This is a genomic window from Pseudoalteromonas fuliginea (assembly GCF_000690055.1).
Lineage (GTDB): Bacteria > Pseudomonadota > Gammaproteobacteria > Enterobacterales > Alteromonadaceae > Pseudoalteromonas > Pseudoalteromonas fuliginea.
The window spans coordinates 1-26,235 of record NZ_JJNZ01000093.1 but is presented as its reverse complement, the minus strand read 5'-3'; the positions used below and the strand labels follow the sequence as shown (position 1 = coordinate 26,235).

The following is a 26,235-nucleotide window of genomic DNA, read 5'->3' as shown; positions in this document are numbered from 1 at the left end:
AAGATTATGACAATAAACGCCCCTTTAAAACAGTTTGCACTCACATCCGGTGCTATTATTTTTGCAAGTTTGTTTCTATCGGCTTGCCAGCAAAAAGAAAGCACTGCAGCATTACCAACACTTAAAAAAGCGCCCCCTTTAGCACAAATAGAAATCAGTAACCCCTCTGATTTTGCACGTCCTGATGAGCCTATCTACGTGAGCTACTACGATTTAGGCCTCACATCAAAAGAAGCACTCAGCGTTTTCAGTGCTGATGTGGAACTTCCAAGTCAAGCAGTTGATATTGACTACGATGGCACTGTTGATGGACTTTACTTTGTTGTTGATTTAAATAACAGCACACCTGTCAGTATTACTATTGAAAATACACCTGTTAGTGTTAAACCTGTCGATAAAGTAAAACGAGTACAGGCAGATCTTGCCCATAAAGTTGCTGGGCAATGGCATCCACATAGTCGCCCCCCTAAACACCAAATAAATACAGGTAAAAAAGAATACGTTGGAGGTCATTTTGAAAATGTTAAATCACTTACACCGCCAGATTATTATACGGACCATTCAAATTGGATACGCTATGAAGGACCGGGTATTGAATCAGACAAAGTAGGCTATCGCTTTTATTTAGATTGGCGAAATGGCTTTGATGTTTTCGGTAAATTAACACCAGAACCCGTGTTACACCAAGTTGGCTTAGATGGATATGAATCTTATCATCACAAAGCACGTTGGGGGATGGATATCCTTAAAGTAGGAAGCTCTCTCGGTGCAGGCGGCTTTGGTGTAATGAATACAAAAAACCAGCTTGAGCACGTCGCCAATGTAAAAACACGGACAGCACGCATTGTCGAAAATGGCGATTTACGCGCGAGTGTACAGCTAGATTATAACGACTGGAAAAGCTCATATAATCAACAAAATCTTGTTGCTGATATTAGTATGCATGCAGGTTCACGCCTAGCAAATGTAGCACTAAAGCTAAGTAAAGATTTACCGAATATGGCTACAGGCATTGTTAAACATGAAAATACTGTGTTCATACAAGGTGATTTAAGCAACTTAAGTAACTATGGCTATAGCTATATTGCTAGTTGGGGTAAACAAAGCTTAGATAAATCACCACTTGGTATGGCTATTTTTTTCAAAAAAGGCGATCTAAAAAAAGTAACCGTAGATAAAAACAACTATCTCGCGATACTTGAGCCTAAAGGGGATAAATCTCAGCAACGTGTTAATTACTATTTTGCTTCAGTGTGGCAACCAGAAAGCGGCATAAATAGTAAAGATGCTTTTATTGATTATTTAAACAAGGAAGCCGAAAAATTAACACAAAAACCACGTTTGCGAATTAAAACGCGTTTATCAGCAGCTCAATTCAAAGCACCACTTGATGCAAAAAGTGCTTTAAAGTGGACACAGGCATTAGCTGACACCGAACTTTCTTATAAAGTACTTGGTTATCACTATATGGGCTGGGATGTAAACCGTAAACGCTTACCAAAATTTGAATACGATATCATTGGTATTCAGCCTTATGCATATAATCAGTTAGCTCTATTGACCGGAAAAAAACAGTACAGCGAAGTCATTGAAAAAGTAACCGCGAGCTTCATTTCTGATCAAGGTAAAATTTATGCGTATAAAAAAAGTAACTTCAATATTGATAACATCCCCCCCGGCCAAAACTTAATTAGCTTATATGAGCGTACAGGTGAGGCTAAATACCGTTTAGCTATTGAAACACTTAGAGAGCAATTGCACGATCAACCACGCACCTCTGCTGGTGCTTTTTGGCATAAAAAGAAATACCAAGGTCAAGTATGGTTAGATGGTGTTTACATGGGTATGCCATTTTTAGCTCATTATGCAAAAAAATTCGAGCTTGGTCATAAACAGCAAGAAACGCTTAATGAAGTAGTCAACGAATTTAAACTTACTCGCGAATTTTTACGCGACTCAAATACAGGGCTTTACTACCATGCATGGGATGAGCTAAAAGCACAAAGTTGGGCTGATAAAAACACAGGATTGTCGCAAGAATTTTGGGCTCGCGGCATGGGCTGGTTAGCCATGGCTGTTGTTGATGTACTGGATTATATTCCGACAGAAAATATCGAGCAGCGTGATTTTTTAGTCACAATGATTGGTGAGATTGCCGTTAGCCTTAAAAGTGTTCAAGATCAAAACACCGGAACATGGTGGCAAATACTTAACAAACCTGCGCAGCGCGGTAATTACCGCGAGTCGTCAGCCACAGCAATGTTTATTTACTTTTATGCCAAAGCAATCAATAAAGGCTACTTAGCTAAAGAATATACTGCTTTAGTAAAATCAGCTTATAAAGGTTTACTCAGTGAATTTACCCTTGTTCATAAAGATGGAACTGTTTCTATGCTAAATCAATGCTACGTAGCAGGGTTAGGTTTTGGTCGTGATGGAAGCTATGACTATTACATGAGCGAACCTATTAGCCGTAACGATCCCAAAGGTGTTGCACCATACATTTTGGCTGGTATCGAAATGGTTAAGCTACTAGGTATAGATAACTCAGTAAAGTAAGTCATTCTTCAAAATAAGGTTGCGTTACTATGCATTTACCATTTAGTTCAGCTGTATTTTCAGTGCTTACTTGTATTTTTTGTTGTGTTTTTACTTTGAAAGCCGAGCCATTACCAAATAAAAATTTATGGTCTATCAGAATGGCTGAATCAGAGATGCAGCGCAACCCACAGGCGTATACCCTCGATTGGCGCAAAGCGCCACGTTGGGATTACACACACGGCCTTGAGCTACTCGCATTCTCTCGGCTTTATCAAAATACAAAAGACAAACGCTACTTTGATTATATACGTGAGTATGTTGATAGCTTAATTAATGAAGATGGCACCATTAAAAGCTATCAACAGAGTAAATATAATATTGATATGCTCAACGCCGGTAAATTATTGTTTTTTATGTATGATGAGACTAAAAACAATAAATATCGCTTAGCAATCGATACTCTTTACAAGCAGCTAGAACATCATCCTCGTACTAAAGAAGGTGGGTTTTGGCATAAAAAGCGTTATACCTCCCAAATGTGGCTCGATGGGATTTATATGGGTGCGCCCTTTTATGCACAATATATACGCCGCTATGGCAGCGAAACGCAATTCGACGATGTTATCAAACAGTTTGAATTAATAGAAAAATACCTTTATCGCAGTGATACTAAACTACCTGTACATGGGTGGGATGAATCTAAACAACAGGCATGGGCAAATCCTAAAACAGGACAATCGCCTAATCATTGGTCTCGTTCTATTGGTTGGTATGCCATGGCAATGGTCGATGTACTTGACCAACTCCCGAACAATTACAATAAAAAAACGTGGCTAAACACACGCTTTAAGGCGCTAATTGATGCCGCTCTTATTTACCAAGATAGTTCTGGCACCTGGTTTCAAGTAACTGATAAAGCAAGTATTAAAGGCAACTACCTAGAATCATCAGGCAGCGCTATGTTAACTTATGCTATGGCTCAAGGTGTTATGAACGGCTACCTTCCTGCGGACTACTTGTTACATGCACAGCGAAGCTACAACGGTTTAATTAAACAATTTATTTTAGTCGATGCAACGAACCAACGTATTTCTTTTACTCAGACATGTGCCGTAGCAGGCCTTGGTGGTACACCCTATCGCGATGGTAGCTTTGGGTATTATATAAGTGAGGATATTCGAGCCAATGATCCTAAAGGCGTAGGGCCATTTATTTTAGCTAGCCTTGCTTTGATGCGTTAAGGCCTAATAATGCGACCAATAAATATAATAATACTGTTAAAATTTTTTGTATATTACCTCGTTACTTTTTCATTTTCAGCCAAATCAATTGCCCCACCAGACGCGGCCTATGTAACAGATAATACTGATATTAAGCGCGTTAGTTTAAATACCGACGATTATGCAAATCCTATATTACACGCCGATTATTCCGATCCTGATGTTGTTGCTGTCAATGGCCACTACTACATGACCGCGTCTAGCTTTAATTCAGCCCCAGGATTGCCAATACTTCATTCAACCGATTTAGTTAATTGGTCTTTAATTAATTACGCACTAACAGAACAGATCCCCGTAACGCATTACCAAAAAGTGCAACATGGTAATGGTGTTTGGGCACCAAATATACGTTATCACAATAACTTGTTTTGGATATTTTACCCAGATCCTGATTTTGGTATTTATGTTACCACAACAGCCAATCCAGCAAAAAAATGGAGCAAACCGCGCTTAATTTTATCAGGAAAAGGACTCATCGATCCAACACCTCTGTGGGATGATAACGGTAAAAGTTACTTATTACATGCTTGGGCAAAGAGTAGAGCAGGCTTTAATAATGTTTTAAGTTTGAGAGAAATGACAAGCGATGCATCATCGGTAAGCAGCCTATTTACTCATATCATTGATGGCAAAAATTTCCCTGGATATAGGACGATTGAAGGACCCAAATTTTATAAGCGTAATGGCTATTATTATATATTTGCCCCAGCAGGTGGCGTTGATTTAGGTTGGCAATCGGTGTTTCGTAGTAAAAATATAGCCGGTCCTTACCAAGCTAAAATAGTTATGAACCAAGGTAATTCTATTATTAATGGCCCGCATCAGGGTGCTTGGATACATACTGACTTTGATGAAGATTGGTTTATCCACTTTCAGTCAAAAAAAGCGTATGGCCGTATCGTACATTTACAACCAATGCAGTGGAAAAATGATTGGCCTATCATCGGCAAAGACGAAGACGGTGATGAAATAGGTGAGCCTGTTTTACGCTATAAAAAACCAGTGCATAGCGATACAGTGACGATTAAATCACTTAAAGCGAGTGATGATTTTACCGCTGAACAACTGGCTCTACAATGGCAATGGAATGCAAATTCTGATGTACGTTGGTATTCGCTAACTAAAAAGCTTGGTGTTTTGCGCTTATATCAGCAGAAAAAAATAGCCGAAAGCAATGACAGCTTGTGGTTAACACCTTCTCTATTACTACAAAAATTGCCCACAAATACCTTTACTCTAACCACTAAACTTACGTTACCTAAATTGCCATTAAAAGGCCAAGCAGGACTTGTTTTATTTGGTGAGAACTATGCATGGATCGGTATTACTTATGATAAAGAAACTCAAACTAATCAACTGGTTTACGCACAATGTATAAATGCACGTAAAGGCTGTAATGAACACTTAAAAGAACCTCAACCTTTCTCTGGTAATAATGTTGAGTTACGTATGACAATGCAACCCACTGGCGATGCTATTTTTAGTTATCGCACTAATAGCACAGATCCTTTTCGAATTATTGGTGAACATTTTAGTGCTACAAAAGGACGCTGGGTAGGAGCAAAAGTGGGTTTATTTCATGTTGCATCTAAGCCAAACGCAACACAATTTATAGATGTTGATTATTTTCGTTTCACACCAATAGAGCAAAATTAAAAATGCGTAATAGCAACAGATCAATTCATTGTATTATACTAATTCTAAGTACCTTTTTTGTAGTATCATCCTCATATGGAAAAGAGTACACGTTGCAAAATAGGTATAAAAAATTAATAAAGGATTACCCACAAATACAGTTACCCTCACAAACAATACCCCGCGAAATCTTGTCTTATCAGGATGTTGTTTATAAAAAAGTTACCGACCATGTATTAGCAATGTCTATTTATCGCCCCAAAAATTCAACCGTTTCCTTACCACTTGTTGTCATGATACATGGTGGGGGCTGGCAATCAGGAACACCTGAACTATTAAAAACATTAGCATTTTCTATTGCAGCACAAGGGTTTGTGGTTGCAGTGCCTGCATATAGATTATCAACAGAGGCGCAATATCCTGCTGCAATTAATGATTTAGCAACTGCGCTGAATTGGCTTACAACTCATAAAACACAATATAATATAGATACATCAAAACTAGCGCTAATTGGCAGCTCTGCAGGAGGGCAAATGGCGGCCTTACTGGCCTACAGTCAAGGGCAATTAAAAGAAACAAATAACCCACTTATAAAAGCTAACGTATTAATAAATATTGATGGATTGAGCGATTTTACAACACCTATAGCCCTACGCTATGAAAATGACCGAAGTAAAAAAATAACATCTGCGAGTGCTTGGCTCGGTTCGCGATATGAGGATAACCCCCAACGTTGGCATAATGCTTCACCAATTAACTATATTAACGCAAGCTCACCCGCGACCTTATTTATCAATAGCAGTGCTAAGCGTTTTTATGCAGGCAGAGAGAAAGCCATCCAAAAGTTAAATTTTCTGGGTATAACCACTGAAGTTTATCAATTTAAGGATGCTCCTCATTGTTTTTGGCTATTTCAACCGTGGCAAACAGACACAATAAAAGCAATGACGTTATTTTTAAAAAAACAGCTATAACGCGTATTTTATACCAACCGGCTTATATATGGGGTCTATTTAACGATAAGAAAATTGCACTATAACTAGGCAAAAGTTTTTATATCTAGTTGTTCTAAATGAAAATTTTTAACAACGTTATAGAGTGATTTAATTCATTAAATTGTTCAAGTATTTATGCCGTTTGGTATTATTCGCTACATTGCCCTGTCGACTCTCGCTTAACTAAAGTGGGCGTAACCGTTTTTTGAAGTGGTAACTTTTCTTTTGTTGCACGTGACTTATTTATTAACTTTTGTACTGCTAAACATGCCATATTATAAACAGGTCGACGAATCGTCGTTAACGAAGGAATAATGCGCGACGCTAAAATATTATCATCAAATCCTGCAACTGAAAGATCATCGGGTACTTTGATATTTAAGTTACTTGCAACTCGTAATGCCGCTGCGGCCATTTCATCATTATTAGCTACAATAGCAGTTGGTCTATTAGGCGTATCTAACAGTGTTTGTGCGCACATTAAGCCACTTTCGTAATTATTTTTCCCTTCCACAATACGACTGCCTGGTAGTTGCACATTGTAAACCTGTAACTCAGCTAAAAAACCAGCTAAACGCTCAATAGATGAACGAAAATGTTGCGGCCCAGAAATAAAACCAATATCGGTATGACCAAGTTCAACTAAATGGCTTGCCATATCACGCATGGCTGCACGCTCATCCGAGACAACTATATTGTCTGCATCATCTAAATCAACAGAGGCAAGGCGTACATAAGGACATTGTGCTTCACGAAGAGCCGCCGCAAGTGCTTTGTTTTCAGATACTGGTGGTAGGATAATCACGCCATCTAATTTTGAGCGTGAAATAAAACGTAAGCAATCATCAATAAAGTCCTCATGCTTTGACGACCCAGGGTGAACAACTAGCTCATAACCGAGTTCGGCACACACACTTAAAGCACCGCGTTGTACTTGGTCAATATAAAGCGCATCAGGGTTATCATAAATTAACCCCAATAAATAAGAACGACTAGATGCGAGTCCACGAGCTTGCTTATCTGGTGAAAAGCCTGTTTCTTTAATTATTTCCAGTACCCGCTCACGCGTTGCCTCACCTACTGCTGGTGAGCAGTTAATTACGCGAGAAACAGTACGTTTTGAAACACCTGAAAGCCGTGCTACATCATTGATCGTTACTGACATTATAAGTTCCTGAACAAAGGTAATTTTCAATTTTACCAGCTACTTGATGTCTGTAAAGAAACCATTGCAGTGATTAGTCTTTCAAGGCAAAAATGAACCCAAAAATAAATTATTTTGTAAGACAATAGTTATAACAGCGGTTGGCTTTTACGCAAAATAAATTCGACCAACCGCTTTTTGTATAGCCTATTGTAGTAGATTCAGCGCTGTTAGCGTAAAAATAACGGCTTGAGGCAAATTAATTATCCCAAGTTCAGATCATGTTACTCAATAAGACCAAATAAGCGAGGTAAAAACTCACTCACAGCAGGTACGTAGGTAACAAGCATTAAAACTAAAAACATAACAATATATAATGGGATCATTGGCTTAATAATTTTATGAAGAGACGTTTTAGCCACTGCACAACTTACAAAAAGTACACTTCCTACTGGTGGCGACACCAATCCTATGGATAAGTTTAATACAATCATAATACCAAATTGTATGGGCGACATACCAAACTGTTCGGCCACAGGCAAAAATATTGGCGTAAAAATAAGCACCGCAGGAGTCATGTCGATAAACGCCCCCACTAGAATTAAAATCAAGTTTATGAGTAATAATATAATAATTGGGTTATCACTGAGTGTTAAAAAGAAATCACTGACAATTTGCGGAATATGGGTAAATGATAGCAGCCAAGACATTGCAGAAGAAGCACCAATGATGAGCATTACAATCGCGGTTGTTTCACATGCTTTTAGCAATATTCCAGGTAACGCGGCTAAACTAATTTCCTTATAAACAATAACAGATAATATTAACGCATAAATTACCGCGATTGCCCCCGCTTCGGTTGCAGTAAATACCCCTCCAATAATACCGCCTATTACAATAAAAATAAGCAGTAAACTAGGAAAGGCAGCCAACACTTTTTCAATAACAATGTTTAACGGTAGGCGTGCTGTTACAGGGTATTTATTTTTAATAGAATACACTGCACAAACAGTCATTAATGCAAGTCCAACTAATATACCGGGAAGGTAACCTGCTATAAATAATGCCGCAATTGAAACACCACCACTGGCGATTGCATAAATAATTAAAATATTACTGGGTGGAATTAGCATGCCCGTCGTGGATGCCGTTGCGGTGACAGCAGCCGCAAAGTTTTCACTGTAACCATGTTTTTTCATCTCTGGTACCATAAAACTACCAATCGCTGAGGTTGCAGCTACAGCAGAACCTGATATTGCACCAAATAGCATACACGACAAAACATTTACCAACGCTAAGCCACCAGGTAAAAACCCTATTAATGCCATCGCACATTCGATTAACCGCTTGGCGATCCCTCCTTGGCCCATGATAAGCCCAGAGAGAATAAAAAATGGAATAGCAAGTAAAGCAAAACTATCTAATCCACCAGCTAGCTGTTGGGCGATAGTCGTCGCCGCCGGCGTAAAATCCATATGCATTAATAAGGCGAGTAAAGTAGCTAAACCAATGCATATTGAAATAGGGACATTAATAAGTAGTAATGCAAAGAAAGTAACGACGAGAATTATTGCTGTAAAATCCATTACACCTCCTCCTTCTGTCTAGTAGCGGCTAATTGAAGTAAATTATCTAAGCAATTAATCGCAATAAGTACCCCGCTTAATGGCAACACTAAATAAACAAATCCCATATTAATGCCTAAAGCTGCTGATGTTTGCTTCAAATCAAAGCTTAATAGCATCAATAAAGCGCCCCCATAAATTAATAGACTGCTGGCTGTTATTAGCGCTATTAATTCTATAAAAATAGCGCATTTGTGCTTTAGTCTCGGTCTCATTTTTTCATAAAACAGATCAAGCCCTAAATGTGCACGTGTTCTATAAGCGTAGGCTGCACCTAATACGCCAATCCAAATAAGCAAAAAGCGCGCTAATTCTTCGGTATATGAACTTGGCGAACGCATTATAAATCTCGAAAAAACCTGCCAGCAAACCACTGCAACAATGGCAACCATAGCCATAATCAAAATACGCTCAATTAGGTGATTTAAAAGTGTGTTAAATTTACGCATCATCTCTCACTACATTGCTTTAATTTTTGTTATTACTTTTGCAACAGGAGTGTTGTCAAAAGATGCATGAAACTCAACGACTTGATCGCGAAATGCTTTTTTATCTGGATAGGTTACTTCAACACCCGCTTCAATTACTTTTGCAAGGGCGTCATCAGAAGCAGTTTGCCATAACGAACGCTGGTACTTTACTGAATCAGCCATTGCTTGGCTTAGCCATTGCTGCTGCTGAGTATTTAACGAATCCCACACACTTTGGCTGGCTATAATCACATCAGGTACAAATGTGTGCTCATCCAATGAATAATATTTTGCTATTTCATAATGGCGAGATAAGTAATAACTAGGTGGGTTATTCTCTGCACCATCAACAACACCTTGTTGCAAAGCTGCATAGAGTTCACCCCATGCAATAGGCGCAGCTGCACCACCAAGGGCTTGGACAGTGGCAACCGCAGTTGGACTATTCAGTACTCTTATTTTTTCACCCACTAAGTCATCAGGTGTGTTGATTGGTTTATTCGTTGTATAAAAACTACGGCTACCCGCATCGTAATAACCCAGCCCTTTAAGTTTTGCAGTTGCAACCTTATCGAGTAAATTTTGGCCTGTTTCGCTATTGAGTACTCGCCAAAAATGTTCACTATCTCTGAATAAGTAAGGGATACCAAATACTTTCATTTCAGGTACAAACCCTTCAAGAGGACTGGCTGATACTTTGGTTATAGCAAGGCTGCCTATTTGTAATAGTTCAATTAACTCTCGTTCAGAACCAAGTTGGCCACCTGGGTAAATTACTATCTCCATACTCCCCTTTGAATAGTAATCTAGCCGCGTTGCCATATATTCCATCGCCTTGTGAACCACATGACGAGTATCAAGTGTATGCGCTAATGTTAAACGTATGGTTTTTTTATCATCGCTACAACTGGTGAGTAGCCCGATCGATAAAACCAAAAAAACGACATTGAGAAGATTCTTATGCATTATTATATTTCTTCTTATCAGTGTGTGAATAAGCGATTGTACGAACTACATTACCTCAGTTCATGCGGCTGATATTTATCCATATCATCATAATCTAGATTTTCGCCAGCCATCCCCCAGATAAAACTGTAGTTTTGAGTACCCGACCCAGAATGAATAGACCACGCAGGTGAAACAACGGCCTGTTCATTATGTATCCATAAATGGCGCGTTTCTGTGGGTTCTCCCATAAAATGGCACACAGCTTGTTGCTCTGGTATTTCAAAATAAAAATACACTTCATTACGTCGATCATGTTGATGAGCAGGCATTGTATTCCATACACTACCAGGCTTTAGCTCAGTCAAACCCATTTGTAATTGGCATGTCTTTACAACTGTATTAATCAGCATTTGGTTTATATCACGCTCGTTAGACGTTTCTAAAGCGCCTAAATGCAAGACGTTTGCATCATTACGGGTAACTCGTTTATTTGGGTATTTATGGTGTGCTGGCGCCGAATTTAAATAAAACTTAGCTGGATTTGTGTTATCACAGCTTTTAAACGTCACATTTTTTGATTCTTTACCTATATACAAAGCATCTTTGTAGTTAAGTTCAAACGTCTCATTGTCTGCGGTTACCGTACCTCGGCCGCCTACATTGATAATGCCCAATTCACGTCCATTCAAAAAATGAGCTGCTTTAAGGTTATCTAATGTCTCTAGCGTTAAAGCTCCTGCAGTTGGAACCGCACTACCTACCATAAAACGTTCGTAATGCGTGTACAGCCAATAAATTTTGTCTACTTGCATAAGCTTATCAACCAAAAACTCATCTCTGAGCTGCTGTGTATCGTAGCCTTTCACTTCATTTGGACCAACGGCGTAACGTGACTCAATTTCTGTACTCATAGTTTGCTACCTAAAATAAAGTTATCGTGCTAACCAGCCGCCATCAACAGCTAAAATATGTCCATTAACATAATCGCTAGCAGCTGATGATAAAAAGATGGCGGTTCCAATTAAATCCTCAGCTTCACCCCAACGCCCTGCTGGTATACGTTTTTCGATCTCACTGTTTCGAGTAGGATCATCTTGTAAAGCTTGTGTGTTATCGGTTTTAAAGTAACCGGGAGCAATTGCATTTGTTTGAATATTATATTGCGCCCATTCATTCGCTAATGCTTTAGTAACGCCTGCAATAGCATGTTTACTTGCTGTGTAAGCAGGTACTGTCATGCCACCACTATATGAAAGCATTGACGCAATATTGATAATTTTCCCTTGCCCTTTTTTAATCATTGCAGGTGCAAGTGCCTGAGCAAGTAAAAAACTAGCATCAACATTTACTTTCATTACGTTTTGCCACTGCTCGTACGGATAATCTACGGCTGGACTTCGAAAAATAGTGCCACCTACATTAATTAAAATATCAACAGTCCCAGCATACTCTAATGCACGCTCCGCAAGCGAAATAACAGCATCTTCGCGGCTTAAATCAGCAGATAATTCAATCACTTGCCCTGATTCATTTTTAATCATCTGGCACGTGTTTTTGCAACCATTCTCTTGGCTACTGCTACATATAATATTTGCACCTGCTTGAGCTAAACCCAAGGCTATTTGCTGCCCTAATCCACGGCTGGCCCCAGTTACTAAGGCCGTCTTTCCCTTTAAATCGAATAAATGCATGCTCATTGCCAATTCCTATCGTTAATCTCTATATTTATATAATGTAAATAAAATAATTTGAGTTGTTAAAAGCCATTCTTCGCTACCGGTGGCAGTTTGTCAAATTTAATTTGCCACCGGTGGCATTTATAAGTAGTATGAAATCAACAACAGGCCAATCGATACTCAAAATGGGTTATATTATGCAAACATTGAATAGAAAAAACTTTAATAAAAACAAATACCCAACAAAAATAATGCAATTTGGTGAAGGTAACTTTTTACGCGCTTTTGTCGATTGGCAAATAGATAAATTAAACCAAACGAGTGATCTAAGTGCAGGCATTGCAATTATTCGCCCAATTGATTACGACACATTACCGCTGCTAAATACACAAGATGGTTTGTACACCACTATTATTCGTGGCTTAAATGAGCAAGGTGAAACCGTAAGTGAAGAGCGTATTATTGGTTGCGTTAATGAAGAGATCCCTATTTATAAAAACCTTGAGCGTTTTTTAGAGCTTGCTACAAATTCTGATTTGAAAATCATTTTTTCAAATACAACTGAAGCAGGCATAGAGTACATTGATTCAGACAAGCTAGAGGATAAACCTGCAAAAGCATTCCCAGCAAAGCTAACACAATGGTTATTTCATCGATTTAATCACTTTACTGGCTCAGCAGAAAGTGGCATGGTCATTATTCCGTGCGAACTTATTGATTACAATGGCGAAAAGCTCAAAGAAATCGTTTTAAAGTACGCAAAAAATTGGCAATTACCAGAAGAGTTTACCCAATGGTTAAATGTACATAACCATTTTTGCTCAAGCCTAGTTGACCGTATTGTGACAGGCTTTCCACGAGACGAACATCAACAACTGCAAGAGTCACTCGGTTATTTAGACAACTTTATGGTCACTGCCGAGTATTTTCACTTATTTGTTATTCAAGGACCAAAACATCTCGCTGAGTTATTGTGTTTGAAAGACAGTGACGTAAATATAAAAATTGTCGACGATATTTCACCTTACAAACAACGCAAAGTGGCTATTTTAAATGGAGCACATACAGCGTTAGTGCCGCTGGCATATATGGCAAATATTGACTCGGTTGGTGATGCCCTTAGTGCTCAATTATTTGAACGATATTTAACTCAACTCATTGCTGATGAGATTATTCCGACCCTTGATTTACCCGCAGATGAGCTAAAGAAGTTTGCCAGCGATGTACTTAACCGCTTTAGAAACCCCTATATTTGCCATCTACTATTGTCTATTTCACTAAACAGTATGACTAAATTTAAGACACGCCTGCTACCTCAGCTATTTAAATATGTGGAATTAAACCAAAAGATTCCTGAGTTAATTGCGATGGCAATGGCTGGACAAATTTTATTTTACCGTGGTGTACGTAATGATGAGTCTATAGCTCTCAGTGATAGCGAACAATGGTTAGCGTTTTTTAAAGACAACTGGCTGGAGTATGGCCGTGGTAGCTTAAGTATTGATCAATTGGTTGAAAAGTTCCTAGCCTGTGATTGGCACTGGGAAACAAATTTAAATGATATTTCAGGCCTTAAACAAAGCATCGTAGGTTATCTACAGAGTATGTTGAACACCAGTGTAGCAGCCACCATTGAAAGTAAATTAGGTCAATAAAATGAAACCATTAATCAAACTACACCCAACCGATGATGTAGCAATTGCCATGCGCAATATTGGAGCAGGCGAAACATTACCGGTTGATGGCATCGATATTTTAGTAACTCAAGATGTAGACAAAGGCCATAAAGTAGCTTTGCGTGACATAGAAAAAGACGAGAAAGTTATAAAATATGGCGCTCCAATTGGCTTTGCTTTAGCTAATATACCAAAAGGTACGTGGGTTCATACACACTGTGTTAAAACCACCCTAAACGATGAACTTGAATATCAATACACCCCTGAGTTTATTGACCAAGCAGCAGCAACTCCATCACCCGATGTTAATATTTATCGTCGTAAAAATGGCGAAATTGGTATACGCAACGAGATTTGGCTTATCCCTACTGTTGGCTGTGTAAACGGTATGATTGCACAAATGAAAAAAGAGTTTATGCAACGAAACCCTGATCTTGGCATTGACGGAATTCATGTTTTTCCTCATCAATTTGGCTGCTCACAGCTCGGTGATGATTTAGAAACAACCCGTATTCTTTTACAAAACATGGTATTGCACCCTAACGCAGGCGGTGCGTTGGTTGTTGGCTTGGGGTGTGAAAACAACCAATTAAATGTGTTTAAAGAAGGGCTTGGGGATTTTGATGAAAACCGCGTTAAATTTTTAATCACACAACAAGCTGATGACGAAATTGAAGATGGTGTCGCTCTTCTCGAAGAAATTTATAGTCGAATAAAGCACGACAAACGCGAACCTGGAAAATTAAGTGAAGTTAAATTTGGTTTAGAGTGTGGTGGCAGTGATGGCCTATCAGGCATAACAGCTAACCCTATGCTAGGTGTGTTTTCAGATTATTTAATAGCCCAAGGCGGTACAACCGTGTTAACCGAAGTACCAGAAATGTTTGGTGCCGAAACGCTATTAATGTCGCGTTGTAAAGACGAAGCAACCTTTCATAAGTTAGTTGAAATGGTTAACAACTTTAAAGGTTATTACAAAGCACATAATCAACCCATCTACGAAAATCCGTCACCTGGAAACAAAAAAGGCGGAATAACCACATTGGAAGATAAATCACTAGGGTGTACACAAAAAGCTGGCAGCAGCAAAGTACAAGCCGTCTTACACTACGGTGAACGTTTGAGCGTACCCGGTTTAAACTTACTAGATGCACCTGGCAATGACCCAATTGCAACAAGTGCTTTAGGTGCTTCTGGTTGCCACATTGTACTATTTACCACTGGTCGTGGCACCCCTTATGGCGGCTTTGTTCCTACGCTTAAAATTGCCACTAATTCAGAGCTAGCCAAGAAAAAAACACGCTGGATAGATTTTGATGCTGGTGTGCTCATCAACGATGTAAGTATGGAGCAAGTGCATGGTGAGTTTGTTGACTTGCTTGTTGAGATAGTCAACGGAAAAGAAACCTGTAATGAAAAGAATGATATTCGTGAAGTCGCTATCTGGAAAAAAGGAGTCACGCTTTAAATGTCTATCAAAAAAATAGCAATTATTGGCGAGTGTATGGTTGAGCTATCGGGTCAATTATTTTCTTCTATGCAACAAAACTATGGCGGTGACACAATGAATACCGCTATTTATTTGAAAAAGCTCGCAGGTCAAAGTGTTGATGTAAATTATGTTACTTGCATGGGTGCCGACACTTTGAGCACCGCGATGATAAAGCAGTGGCAAAAACATCAATTAAATACTGATTTTGTACTTATCGCACCTGATAAACAGGTTGGTTTGTATATGATCCAAAACGATGTTCAAGGAGAGCGCTCTTTTCAATATTGGCGAAGCGACTCAGCAGCAAAATATTTGGTAACACATCCTGATTTTAACCATATTGTCGCGCTTCTTAGTCATTTTGATGCTATTTATCTATCAGGGATATCACTCGCTATTTTATCAGTTAAAGATTGCAATACCCTGCTTGAAATTCTGAAAAAGCTTGCTCATCAAGGTGTCGATATTATTTATGACAGTAATCACCGCCCGGCTCTTTGGGCAAGTGATGAACACTGTAAAAAAACCAACAAAGTCATGTATGCGCTTGCTAATTTATCATTGCTCACTTTTGATGATGAAGTACAAATTTGGGCCGATAATAATATTACCGCTTGCCATTCTCGTTTACACAAAGCCGGCGCTCAGCATGTGCTCATAAAAACAGGTGCTGATGGTTGTCAGTACAGTAATAAAAACACCTCAGAGCCCCGCTATTTTAAAACCAACAAAGTCGATAATGTTACTGATACAACAGCGGCTGGGGATTCATTTAACGCGGGGTTTCTAGCATACTGGCTACACGGTAATTCAATAGAGGACTGTGCCAAAGCTGGTAACTTATTAGCCGGACAGGTTATTCAACACCGAGGGGCGATTGTAGGTATTGATACTGATTCAATAAAAACGTCAATAATAGGTCGTTAATGATGAAGTTTACTTTTTTCGTTATTTGTCTATTGGTTAGTTGCAACATCCACTCAAAAACACCAGCCATTGGAAGTGAGCCCAGTACTATTTTGTATGTTGATAAGCATAACCCTAAATATTTCAGCTCTATTCAACAAGCTATTGATGCGAGTACTCACTTTAAACGCGTTATTGTTTTAATCAGCGCTGGCGAATATAACGAAAAGCTATTTATAACTCGCAATAACTTAAGTTTAGTTGGTCAGTCGCAAAGTAATACGCGAATTACTTTTCCTGAGCTTAGAAATAACTGGCGAAAAAATCACGACAGTGATTGGGGGGCGGCGGTTGTAAATATTAACGGTAGCGATATAAATATCGTCAACTTACAAATCACTAATCACTACGGCCGAGAACACAACACTAACGAGCACCAGTTTGCGGTTCGTAGTTTTGAAAACGCCACCCGCATCACCTTGCATCAATGTAACATTAGTTCCGACGGGGCCGATACTCTGAGTTTGTGGAATAAAAAAGATGGATTATATTACCATTCATATTGCTCATTTACTGGCGCAACCGATATGGTGTGTCCTCGTGGTACCGCGTTAATTGAGCATTCTAAATTCTTCAACATAAAGCAAAGTGCCACTCTTTGGCATGATGGCGAACTCAATGTAAATCAAAAGCTCGTTGTAAATGACAGTGAATTTGATGGTGTAAAAGGTTTTTGGTTAGGTCGACATCATTATGATGCACAGTTTTATTTAATTAATAACCAGTTCTCTAGCCACATGGCTGACAAACCAATATTCAAAAAAACCTACCCTGATAAAAGCCGTAATAAGGCAAACAAATTTGGCGCTCGGTATTTTTTTGCGAATAATCAAAACATTAATAGTTATTCATGGGCGCGTAATAATTTTCAGCCCACTAACACTTATTTAGCCCAACAAACTGTCGAACAGTGGGTATTTGGTGATAAATGGCAACCAAATGCCGTACTTCATAATTTAGCACAACAAATAAATAAAACTGCTTTTGCTACTGATAGCTTTAGCTTATAAACATAACAATTTTAGGGTGCATACTTTGGATACAATCAATAAGAAAATTAAATATTTAAGTTTAAGTGTATTTGTTTTATTAGTGGGCGTATTCACCTCTCACGGGTATGCACTCGACTCAAATTTAGCCTTTAAAAATGCCGATGGATACGGGAAATACACGCAAGGGGGGCATGGCGGCAAAATCTATATTGTTAACTCACTGGAAGATAATCCTAAAAACCCAGCAAAGGGAACACTTAGACACGCCTTAAAGCGTAAATACAAGCGCACAGTGGTATTTAATATCTCCGGTGTTATTCATTTAAAAGAACCCATTATTGTAAAAAGTGGCTTTTTAACTATTGCAGGGCAAACCTCTCCAGGTGGCATTACCGTTGCGGGTGCGCCAGTTCAAGTTTCGGATGCTGATCATATCATTATTCGCTATATGCGTTTTCGCCTTGGTACATTTAAATTAGCTGAAGATTCGATGTCTGTGCGCAATAGCCGAGATATAATAATTGATCACTGCTCATTTAGCTGGTCAGTCGATGAAACTGCTAGCTTTTATAATAACCAACGATTCACGCTGCAAAATTCAATTGTAGCTGCGAGCCTTAATCATTCAATCCATCCCAAAGGGCGTCATGGCTATGGTGGAATTTGGGGGGGAAATAAAGCCAGTTTTATTAATAATGTCATCGCTCATCATAATAGCCGCACACCACGATTAAATGGTTCACGCTTAAAACCCCCTTACGATGAACAGTTTGAATTTGTTGAATTTTCCAACAATATCATTTTTAACTGGGGCAGCAATAATGTTTATGGTAGCGAGAATGGCCGCTTTAACTTAATAAACAACATTTACAAACCGGGACCCGCAAGTAAAGCAATACAATTTGTTGATTTATGGTACTCGCCAAATATAACGAAGTCTCAAGCTTATATATCTGGTAACTATTTTGAGGGAGATGAGGAAATAACTGCCGATAACCGACTGGGTGTAAACTATCGCACTAGCAAAGATGCAAAACGTAAAAATATATCAATGGATGATAAACGACTCAGTCGAGTTAAGTTAGAGCCAATCAATGGTGCTGCAAACAGTGCGACAATAAATAGTACTCAAAAAACCTATACCACACTTATAAAGGAAAAAAACGTAGGGGCTAATTTTAATGCCAATGGCATGTTTTTAGATAATATTGATACACAAGTGTTAAACCAAGTAGATGGAAGTACGCCTATTAACGGCAAAGGTTTAATAAACAGTGAACTAGAAATGATTAAAAGCTGGGAAGAATATGAACGACAATTTCTAGGATTCCCTGACATAATTGATAAAAATAAAGATGGTATAAATGATCGTTGGGCAGCTAAAAACCCAACTAACCAACATAATATAAACGCTTATATAAATTCGATTACGGAGTAATCATTCTTCACTTTTATTATATGAAGGCCGGCTGGTGAATAAAGTCATCCGGCCTTTGAATAGGTCAAACTTAGAGATGACAAATATGCTCCTTCGCTAAGCGATTACCCTAGCGCTAACCAGATACCTACAGCAGCCATTAAGCTGCCAGCAATACGGTTCATCCATTTTATATTATCGCCACGGCTTAAAAATAAACGCAGGCTTTTACCGCCTGTTGCGTAAGCTAACATACATACAAATTCGCTCACCATTATTACACTTAATAATACTAAAAGCTGAGGAGCTACAGCATGCTCAACACTTATAAATGGCGGCAGTAGTGAAATCATAAACGCCCAGCCTTTAGGATTTGCAATTGCAGTTACAAAACCTTGGGTAAATAACGACTGCCTACTTACATCACTTGGCTTTGAGGTATCGACCGACATTTTTCCTTTGGCTCGCCACATGTTAACGCCAATATAAATTAAGTACGCGCCGCCTACCCACTTTAAAATAGCGAACGCATCTGGGTAATTTAGCATTACGCTTGCAACGCCTAAAACCGCAGCTATAGCAACACTTGCGACACCTAATAGCTCGCCTATCATCATCCATAATGTGCGGCGCACGCCAATGCTCATACCCAAAGTCATAGCGAGCGTCATACACATACCAGGGGTGATAGACACAAAAAAGAACGTAGGAATAAAAACCGCAAGTGCTGCTACATCAATCATTAATTTACTCTAATGTTAAATTAACTAAAAATAAAAAAACGCGGCTAAATAGCCACGTTTTGAATACTTATTCTACTACTGGCCTGCGGTTGGCTCTGCGGCTTTATCAGTAGTCACTTGCTCAGTAGTTACTTTTACCGGCTCAACTGTATCACTAAGCAAGTACTTATCTAACCACTGTTCTTGTTCCCACAATACATGCAATAAGCTTTTACGCGCACGGTAACCATGTGCTTCATAAGGGAGCATTACTAAGCGAGCATCTTTACCTAAACCTTTTAGGGCTGCGTACATGCGCTCACTTTGCATTGGGAAGGTTCCTGAATTAGGATCTTCTTGGCCGTGGATCATTAGCATTGGCTCGTTAATTTTTTCAGCATGGAAAAACGGCGACATATTAGCGTACACACTTTGTGCTTGCCAAAAATCACGCTCTTCTCCTTGAAAACCAAACGGCGTTAATGTGCGGTTATACGCGCCACTGCGGGCAATACCGGTTTTAAATAAATCGCTATGAGCCAATAAGTTAGCAACCATAAATGCACCATACGAGTGCCCTGCTATGGCAATTTTATCTTTATCGGCAATGCCTTTTTTAACCAATACATCAACAGCTGCTTGCGCACTTGATACTAACTGCTTTCTAAAGTTATCGTTTGGCTCGCTGCCATCAATACCCACTATTGGCATTTTAGGGTCGTCAAACACGGCAATCCCTTTGGCAAGGTAAGGCATTGGGCCCCAATAACCAATGTAGGTAAATGCATAAGGCGATTCGCGTACTTGCGATGCAACCGCTTTATCTTTGTATTCAAGTGGGTAAGCCCACATAAGTACCGGTAACGGGCCTTGTGTTTTGTCATACCCTGGTGGCAAATAAAGCGTGCCAGAAAGCTCAACCCCGTCGTCGCGCTTATAACGTAACTGCTCTTTAGTTACCCCTTTAAATGCAGGATACGGGTGCTCAAATGTCGTTAACTGCGTTAGCGTGTCGTTATCTAAATCGCGTATAAAAAAGTTAGGTTGCTCAGTTTTAGATTCACGAATAGTAATAAATCGCTCACCTTCGTCGTCAAGCAGTGCGCGTACGCGCTCGTAGTATGGCGCTTGTGATTGCCATAAACGCTTACTGCTATTTGTTTTAACATCGTACCTATCTAAAAACGGCACATTACCTTGCTCTGAAGCACCATTACCGCGCAGGTAAATATAACGCCCGCCTACAATCTTAATAACGTTAGCACCTAAATCGTTGTGCTCGTAAATTGCATTACCTGGATCTTTATACGCATCGTTATAACTACGCTCTGAAAATAAAACGCGGTTTCTGTCGGCATTTCGTGGTTGTACGATGTAAGTACGTACTTGGCGATCACTAAAGCGCCAATCTGTCAGCATTGCAATGTTCTCGTTGCTCCACTCCATTCCCGCGTAACGGCGCTCTACTTTGGCAAACAATTTAGGCTCGCGTTTAAATGGTGCACGTAAGCTGTAAAGATAATCGTGGTGCTCAACGTCGGTTTTCATGTCGCCGCCATCTTGCGCCTGCGCCCAAATAACTTCAGCGCCTTGATCGGCTCGCCATTCAAAATCGCGGCGGCCAGTGCGAACACTGTCGTAACCTTGCGGAATATTATCGGCAAGAGGTTGCTTTGCAAGTTCGGCTAAAACATAACCGCGCATGCCCCATATTTGCCAAGTGCTTGCAAAACGGCTGTACGGTACTTGATACGAAAATGGCTGGCTAATACCTGCAACCAATATATTTGTCGAATCAGGTGATATCGAAAACGCTTTAAATAAAGAAGGACGTCCAATTGCTTGGGCATTACCATCAAGTGTTATGTAAGCCAGCTGACCTAAGCCATAAAATTTAAACTGCGCTTCATCAAATGGGCTTGTTAATAGATTTTGATAAGTGCGGGCGGGCGCTTTTTCACCAGTGCTTTGTTGAATAACAGGCACTACATTTTGACTGTCGTTTTGCAAAGCAGGTTTACCAACATTTACCGCCAAGTTTGCCACTATGGCGCTACTGTCAGGTAACCATTCGTAGGGAGTTGCTGTTATTACTGAATTGAGTGCTGCACTTGAAAGCTCTTTTGCTTGTTTTGTTTCAACATTGTAAAGCCATAAATTTGCTTGGCTAGGTTGCTCAACTATAAACGCTAAATACTTGCTGTTAGACGACCACTGAGGAGAGCGAATAATACCGCGTGGTAAATTATTAATACTAATCACTGTACCAGTGCGAACATGTTTAAGTTCAACAGCGCTAAACTTAGCGCTCACACGAGAACGCGAAAAATTAGCTGGGTTCAATTTAATCCCTGCAAGCTTAAGCTCTTCTTTTGCAAGCTCATCAAGTGTTACCACTCGTTTGCGTTCAAATAATGCAAGCCACTGACCATCGCTCGACAAGTAACTAGTGGGGGCTAATTTAGCATCAACCAAAGCTGCAAGCTCTGGTGAGGGCATTTGATACCCTTGTTCTGCATAACTTGCTGGCAATAATGCAACACAACAAATAAAGGCAACTAACAGCCTAAAAGCGTTCATGTTTTTATCCTTTTGTTATTTTTTACTTTTATAAACGTATATAAACACGTTTTGCTTTGTTCATAAAGCATTAAGCTCGTTTAAAGTATTCCAATAGATGACTTAATAGTGTTATTTAAGCTACACTATTGCGCTATTTATTCACTATTTCGGCACTTTAAGTACAATGCAGAACAGAGCTAAATCAGTCACTATTTTTGATGTTGCAGATCTTGCTGGTGTATCAAAGTCAACCGTATCCTTGGTGCTTACTCAAAGCGATAAAGTCGGCAAAAAAAGTAAACAAAAAGTACTAAAAGCCATTGACGAACTAGGCTACATTTACAATCGCGATGCAGCAGCTATGCGCTCAAGGCGCTCTAACTTAGTCGCTATTGTAATAAACGATTTAACTAATCCGTATATGGCGCAACTCGCGACTAACCTTGAGCGTATTTTAAACGAAAATAACTTACAAGCCATGATAGTAAGTAGTAATAATAATCTTGAGCTGCAAACAAACGCGGTTAAAAACTTAAAAGAATACAACGCCGCCGCATTTATTATTTGCCCTGTTGCTAATACTTGTGCCAAATGGCTCGATACTCTCAGCGCACAGCAAAAAGTAATGACCTTAATGCGAGAAGTTCCCTTTAGCGCAGCGCCATGCGTACTTCCCGATTATAAAAAAGCCAGCCACGTAGCCAGCATGCATTTGCTTGCACAAGGCGTTACACATATTGCATTTATAGGAAGCGAGCTAACGCTAAGCGACTCTCAAGCACTTCAAAGTGGCTTTAATACTGCTTGCTCACAGCACGGCGTTACGCCTTTGGTAGCCATATCATGCAGTCAAAACCAAGCGCTTAGTGCTAAAAATGCATTTATTGAAGCTTACGCAAAACACCCTCAGTTAAGCGCCCTTGTATGCGAAAATGATATAATTGCACAAGGTGTTTTTGCTGCAATACAGACGCTTAACATACCAACCAATAACAATATAAAAATAGCGAGCTGCTACCACTTACCTTATTATAGCGTTATGCCTTACAGCTTAAGCACCGTTGTAATTAACACACATGACATTGCTAAACGTTGTCACCTAGTACTCAAAGAATTGCTACAAAACACAGCTCCGCCAGTAAAAACACTGGTAAATGTAAACTCACTAATTAGAGATTCTAGCCAATGAAAAAAGTGCTGGTAATTGGTTTCGTATGGCCAGAACCAAATTCATCTGCTGCGGGAACGCACATGATGTCGTTATTAAATACTTTTAGAGCGCAAAACTGGGACGTTGAATTTGCAACGCCCGCGCAGCGCACAGAGCACATGGTAAACCTTGACGCTTTTGGCATAACCAGCCAAAGCATTGCACTAAACTGCGATAGCTTTGACGAATACGTTAAAGCCTATAACCCAGATATAGTCATGTTTGACCGTTTTATGATGGAAGAACAATTTGGCTGGCGCGTCGATAAACATTGCCCTCATGCGATTAAAATTTTAGATACCGAAGATTTACAATGTCTGCGTAACGCTCGTCACGAAGCGTTTAAAGGTGAGCGTGAGTTTACAATCAGCGATTTACACTCAGACATAGCAAAACGCGAAATCGCCGCTATTTTACGCTGCGATTTAAACTTAATTATTTCAAGCTATGAAATGCGTTTACTAAGCAGCGTATTTAAAATAGAGCCAAGCTTATTGCACCATTTACCATTTATGGTCGATTTAAGCTCATTACCTGCAAGTACAAAAACGTTTGAGCAGCGCCAACATTTTATGACCATAGGCAATTTTAGACACGCGCCAAACTGGGATGCCGTGTTGCACTTACAAAAAATATGGCCACTTATTCGCAAGCAACTCCCAAAAGCAGAACTACATATTTATGGCTCCTATCCACCACCAAAAGCCACGGCACTAAATAACCCTAAAACAGGGTTTTTAATAAAAGGCTGGGCCGATAATGCGTTTGATGTAATGCAAAGCGCACGTGTATGTTTAGCACCACTTCGTTTTGGTGCAGGGATTAAAGGTAAATTACTTGAAGCCATGATTATGCAAACACCCAGCGTTACCACTAATATTGGCGCAGAGGGCATGCATAACGATTTACCATGGCCTGGTAAAATAGCCAACACCGCCGATGACTTTGCTGATGCAGCTGTTGAAATGTACAACAATCAAAGTGACTTTGAACAAGCACAACAAGATGGCAATACACTCCTTAATACGCTCTACGATAAAGCACAATTGAGCACTGCGTTAATTAAAAAAATCGATTCAATAAGTAGCGATTTAAAGGCTCATCGCGAAAAAAACTTTACAGGCCAAATGCTCAAACATCATACAATGCGCAGCACTCAATACATGTCGCAATGGATAGCTGAAAAAAATAAAAAATTAGATTAAAAATGACTAGACACACACCAATTAGTGTTTAAAATCGCGCCCATCAAACGTGGGCAGTTTTAGCTGTATTGTCTATATTTTTAGCTTAGTTATCGCAATATTTGGTCCAAAAAGATTTGAAAACTGCAACCTTTACAGAAAAACGCAAATTTATCGTTAAATTGGGTAAAATGCTTCACAAGTATGGTACGCCTGCTTACCGCCTAGAAGCCCACCTAATGGAAGTGGCTACCTATTTAGGACTTAAATCGTCGTTTGTTATGTCGCCAACTTCGGTAACGTTTGTTATTTGGACTGATGGCCACGAAGACGAGTATACCCATGTTGCTCGTGTAGACCCTGGCGATCACGATTTAGGCTCACTTGCCGATACCGACGACCTTGTAAACCAAATGCTTGACGACAAGTTAACTTTACAAGAAGTTGACGCCCAGTTAGATGCTATTTACGACATGCCAAACCCATACAATAAACTTGTTACGGGCGTTGCCTTTGCAACTTCTGGTGGTGCGTTTGCCATGTTAATGGGTACTAGCTGGACTGATGTTATTTGGTCATCGCTACTTACTTTGGTTGTTTATGTGTTTGTACTTTGGTCTGGACGCTCAAAACGCGTAGCTCATATGCTTGAGCCATTGGTAGCCATAATATCGGCAATACTTGCATGTGCAGTAAGCGTGTATATAACACCTGAAATAAACATACGCTTGGTGGTACTTTCGGCCATTATTGTCTTTATACCCGGTTTAGCACTTGCGCTTGGCTTAGCAGAGCTTGCAGCGCGGCATTTAGTGTCGGGTACAGCACGAGTCATGGACTCGTTTATGCTGTTATTTAAACTCTATTTTGGCGGTTTTATTGGCATAGGCATTGGCTTTGCACTCTTTGGGCAAGCTGACTTTGTACAACCTGAACCATTACCAAAGTGGACAGCATGGCTGGCTATATTTTTACTTTGTAGCAGCTTAATCGTTATTTTTAGAACCAAACTTAAGCACGCTGTTTGGTCTATTGCATCAGGGTTTATAGCCTATGGCACCAGTATTGGCTCGGCTATGTATCTTGATTACACGTTAGGTACGTTTGTGGGTGCTTTATCGGTGGGTATATTTAGTAACTTGTTTAACCGCGTTGCTAATGCGCCGGCCTCTATTGTGGCCATGCAAGGCTTAATTGTATTAGTACCAGGTAGCAAAACCTATATTGGCTTAAACTCACTCATTGAAGGCCAAGACTTTATATACGCAGAGCATATAGGCCAGCAAACGTTTTTAATATTTATGTCGCTTGTTGCAGGACTAATATTTGCAAACGTAGCCCTACCGCCTAAAAAGAGTTTGTAAGTGATACTGAGCGCTCGCTTTACTTTAATTGAGTAAAGCGAGTAAAACGTTAAACTAAAAACAACTACCAAGTAGCAATTGAGGCCAATGCTAAGTGTTTTAGCTCATTACATTGCACTTGAGTCAAACTCAAAAACCTCATAGTGATTCCAACGTAAAAACAGTTCAGCGCTTTCTAAATAACCTGAACTCTGGATAATAAATCTATCTCAAGCAGCTATTTTCAGCGCTAACTGCGTTGAATTTACTTGCAATAGGCCAGCTATTGACGCGTAAATTCGCCTTGTTTTCCACTAAAAATCTCTGGCTAGAGAAAATAAATTTAAATATCACTAT

The 26,235-nt window shown here is 39.6% G+C and carries 20 protein-coding genes; 12 read left to right on the top strand and 8 right to left on the bottom strand.

Annotation, left to right across the window (positions count from 1 at the left end; all coding sequences use genetic code 11):
- Positions 1-6 precede the first annotated feature (6 nt).
- From DC53_RS01540 to DC53_RS0120785, 4 genes are all read left to right on the top strand, one after another.
- On the top strand, positions 7-2,559 hold the full coding sequence (locus DC53_RS01540) for a glycoside hydrolase family 88 protein (RefSeq protein ID WP_033032001.1): 2,553 nt from the start codon (positions 7-9) through the stop codon (positions 2,557-2,559).
- Positions 2,560-2,588: 29 nt separating this feature from the next.
- On the top strand, positions 2,589-3,782 hold the full coding sequence (locus DC53_RS01545) for a glycoside hydrolase family 88/105 protein (RefSeq protein ID WP_033031999.1): 1,194 nt from the start codon (positions 2,589-2,591) through the stop codon (positions 3,780-3,782).
- A gap of 9 nt (positions 3,783-3,791) precedes the next feature.
- Positions 3,792-5,477, top strand: a complete 1,686-nt coding sequence (locus tag DC53_RS01550) for a glycoside hydrolase family 43 protein (protein ID WP_033031997.1) — start codon at positions 3,792-3,794, stop codon at positions 5,475-5,477.
- A 221-nt stretch (positions 5,478-5,698) separates the two neighbouring features.
- Complete coding sequence (locus DC53_RS0120785) at positions 5,699-6,430, top strand: alpha/beta hydrolase (RefSeq protein ID WP_239462883.1); 732 nt, start codon at positions 5,699-5,701, stop codon at positions 6,428-6,430.
- Positions 6,431-6,599: 169 nt separating this feature from the next.
- On the opposite strand, the gene DC53_RS01555 is transcribed toward DC53_RS0120785, so the two are convergent.
- The 6 genes from DC53_RS01555 to kduD form a co-directional block, all read right to left on the bottom strand.
- The gene (locus DC53_RS01555; RefSeq protein WP_033031995.1) at positions 6,600-7,616 is read right to left on the bottom strand and encodes a LacI family DNA-binding transcriptional regulator; all 1,017 of its coding nucleotides are present in this window, start codon (positions 7,614-7,616) and stop codon (positions 6,600-6,602) included.
- Positions 7,617-7,879: 263 nt separating this feature from the next.
- Entirely contained in the window at positions 7,880-9,181 is a 1,302-nt protein-coding gene (locus DC53_RS01560) for a TRAP transporter large permease (protein ID WP_033031993.1), read from the bottom strand.
- Entirely contained in the window at positions 9,181-9,612 is a 432-nt protein-coding gene (locus DC53_RS01565) for a TRAP transporter small permease (protein WP_239462882.1), read from the bottom strand. The genes DC53_RS01560 and DC53_RS01565 overlap by 1 nt, the downstream gene beginning before the upstream one ends.
- A 66-nt stretch (positions 9,613-9,678) precedes the next feature.
- The gene (locus tag DC53_RS01570; RefSeq protein ID WP_033015175.1) at positions 9,679-10,656 is read right to left on the bottom strand and encodes a TRAP transporter substrate-binding protein; all 978 of its coding nucleotides are present in this window, start codon (positions 10,654-10,656) and stop codon (positions 9,679-9,681) included.
- 50 nt (positions 10,657-10,706) lie between these two features.
- The gene (gene kduI / locus DC53_RS01575; RefSeq protein WP_033031990.1) at positions 10,707-11,549 is read right to left on the bottom strand and encodes a 5-dehydro-4-deoxy-D-glucuronate isomerase; all 843 of its coding nucleotides are present in this window, start codon (positions 11,547-11,549) and stop codon (positions 10,707-10,709) included.
- Positions 11,550-11,570: 21 nt separating this feature from the next.
- Positions 11,571-12,335: a 2-dehydro-3-deoxy-D-gluconate 5-dehydrogenase KduD gene (gene kduD / locus DC53_RS01580; RefSeq protein WP_008134475.1), complete on the bottom strand. Its 765-nt coding sequence runs from the start codon at positions 12,333-12,335 to the stop codon at positions 11,571-11,573.
- Between the two features lie 131 nt (positions 12,336-12,466).
- Here kduD and DC53_RS01585 point away from each other — a divergent pair, with 131 nt between their 5' ends.
- From DC53_RS01585 to DC53_RS01605, 5 genes are read left to right on the top strand one after another with little or no spacing between them, the layout of a single operon-like run.
- Positions 12,467-13,969, top strand: a complete 1,503-nt coding sequence (locus tag DC53_RS01585; protein ID WP_239462881.1) for a tagaturonate reductase — start codon at positions 12,467-12,469, stop codon at positions 13,967-13,969.
- Position 13,970: 1 nt separating this feature from the next.
- Complete coding sequence (locus DC53_RS01590; protein WP_008134477.1) at positions 13,971-15,458, top strand: UxaA family hydrolase; 1,488 nt, start codon at positions 13,971-13,973, stop codon at positions 15,456-15,458.
- The gene (locus DC53_RS01595; protein WP_033031988.1) at positions 15,459-16,409 is read left to right on the top strand and encodes a sugar kinase; all 951 of its coding nucleotides are present in this window, start codon (positions 15,459-15,461) and stop codon (positions 16,407-16,409) included. It begins immediately after the preceding gene.
- Entirely contained in the window at positions 16,409-17,458 is a 1,050-nt protein-coding gene (locus DC53_RS01600) for a pectinesterase family protein (RefSeq protein WP_033031986.1), read from the top strand. The genes DC53_RS01595 and DC53_RS01600 overlap by 1 nt, the downstream gene beginning before the upstream one ends.
- A 25-nt stretch (positions 17,459-17,483) precedes the next feature.
- Positions 17,484-18,878: a pectate lyase family protein gene (locus DC53_RS01605; RefSeq protein WP_033031984.1), complete on the top strand. Its 1,395-nt coding sequence runs from the start codon at positions 17,484-17,486 to the stop codon at positions 18,876-18,878.
- Positions 18,879-18,982: 104 nt separating this feature from the next.
- Here the strand turns inward: DC53_RS01605 and DC53_RS01610 are convergent, their stop codons facing one another.
- Both DC53_RS01610 and DC53_RS01615 read right to left on the bottom strand, forming a co-directional pair.
- Complete coding sequence (locus tag DC53_RS01610) at positions 18,983-19,600, bottom strand: LysE family translocator (RefSeq protein ID WP_007377221.1); 618 nt, start codon at positions 19,598-19,600, stop codon at positions 18,983-18,985.
- Positions 19,601-19,675: 75 nt separating this feature from the next.
- The gene (locus DC53_RS01615; RefSeq protein WP_033031982.1) at positions 19,676-22,159 is read right to left on the bottom strand and encodes a S9 family peptidase; all 2,484 of its coding nucleotides are present in this window, start codon (positions 22,157-22,159) and stop codon (positions 19,676-19,678) included.
- Between the two features lie 166 nt (positions 22,160-22,325).
- On the opposite strand from DC53_RS01615, the gene DC53_RS01620 reads away from it, so the two are divergent.
- The 3 genes from DC53_RS01620 (at position 22,326) to DC53_RS01630 (ending at position 25,899) form a co-directional block, all read left to right on the top strand.
- Complete coding sequence (locus DC53_RS01620) at positions 22,326-23,330, top strand: LacI family DNA-binding transcriptional regulator (RefSeq protein WP_008134483.1); 1,005 nt, start codon at positions 22,326-22,328, stop codon at positions 23,328-23,330.
- Positions 23,327-24,556: a glycosyltransferase gene (locus DC53_RS01625; RefSeq protein ID WP_033031981.1), complete on the top strand. Its 1,230-nt coding sequence runs from the start codon at positions 23,327-23,329 to the stop codon at positions 24,554-24,556. The genes DC53_RS01620 and DC53_RS01625 overlap by 4 nt, the downstream gene beginning before the upstream one ends.
- A 116-nt stretch (positions 24,557-24,672) precedes the next feature.
- The gene (locus DC53_RS01630; RefSeq protein WP_081824600.1) at positions 24,673-25,899 is read left to right on the top strand and encodes a threonine/serine exporter family protein; all 1,227 of its coding nucleotides are present in this window, start codon (positions 24,673-24,675) and stop codon (positions 25,897-25,899) included.
- Positions 25,900-26,235 lie beyond the last annotated feature (336 nt).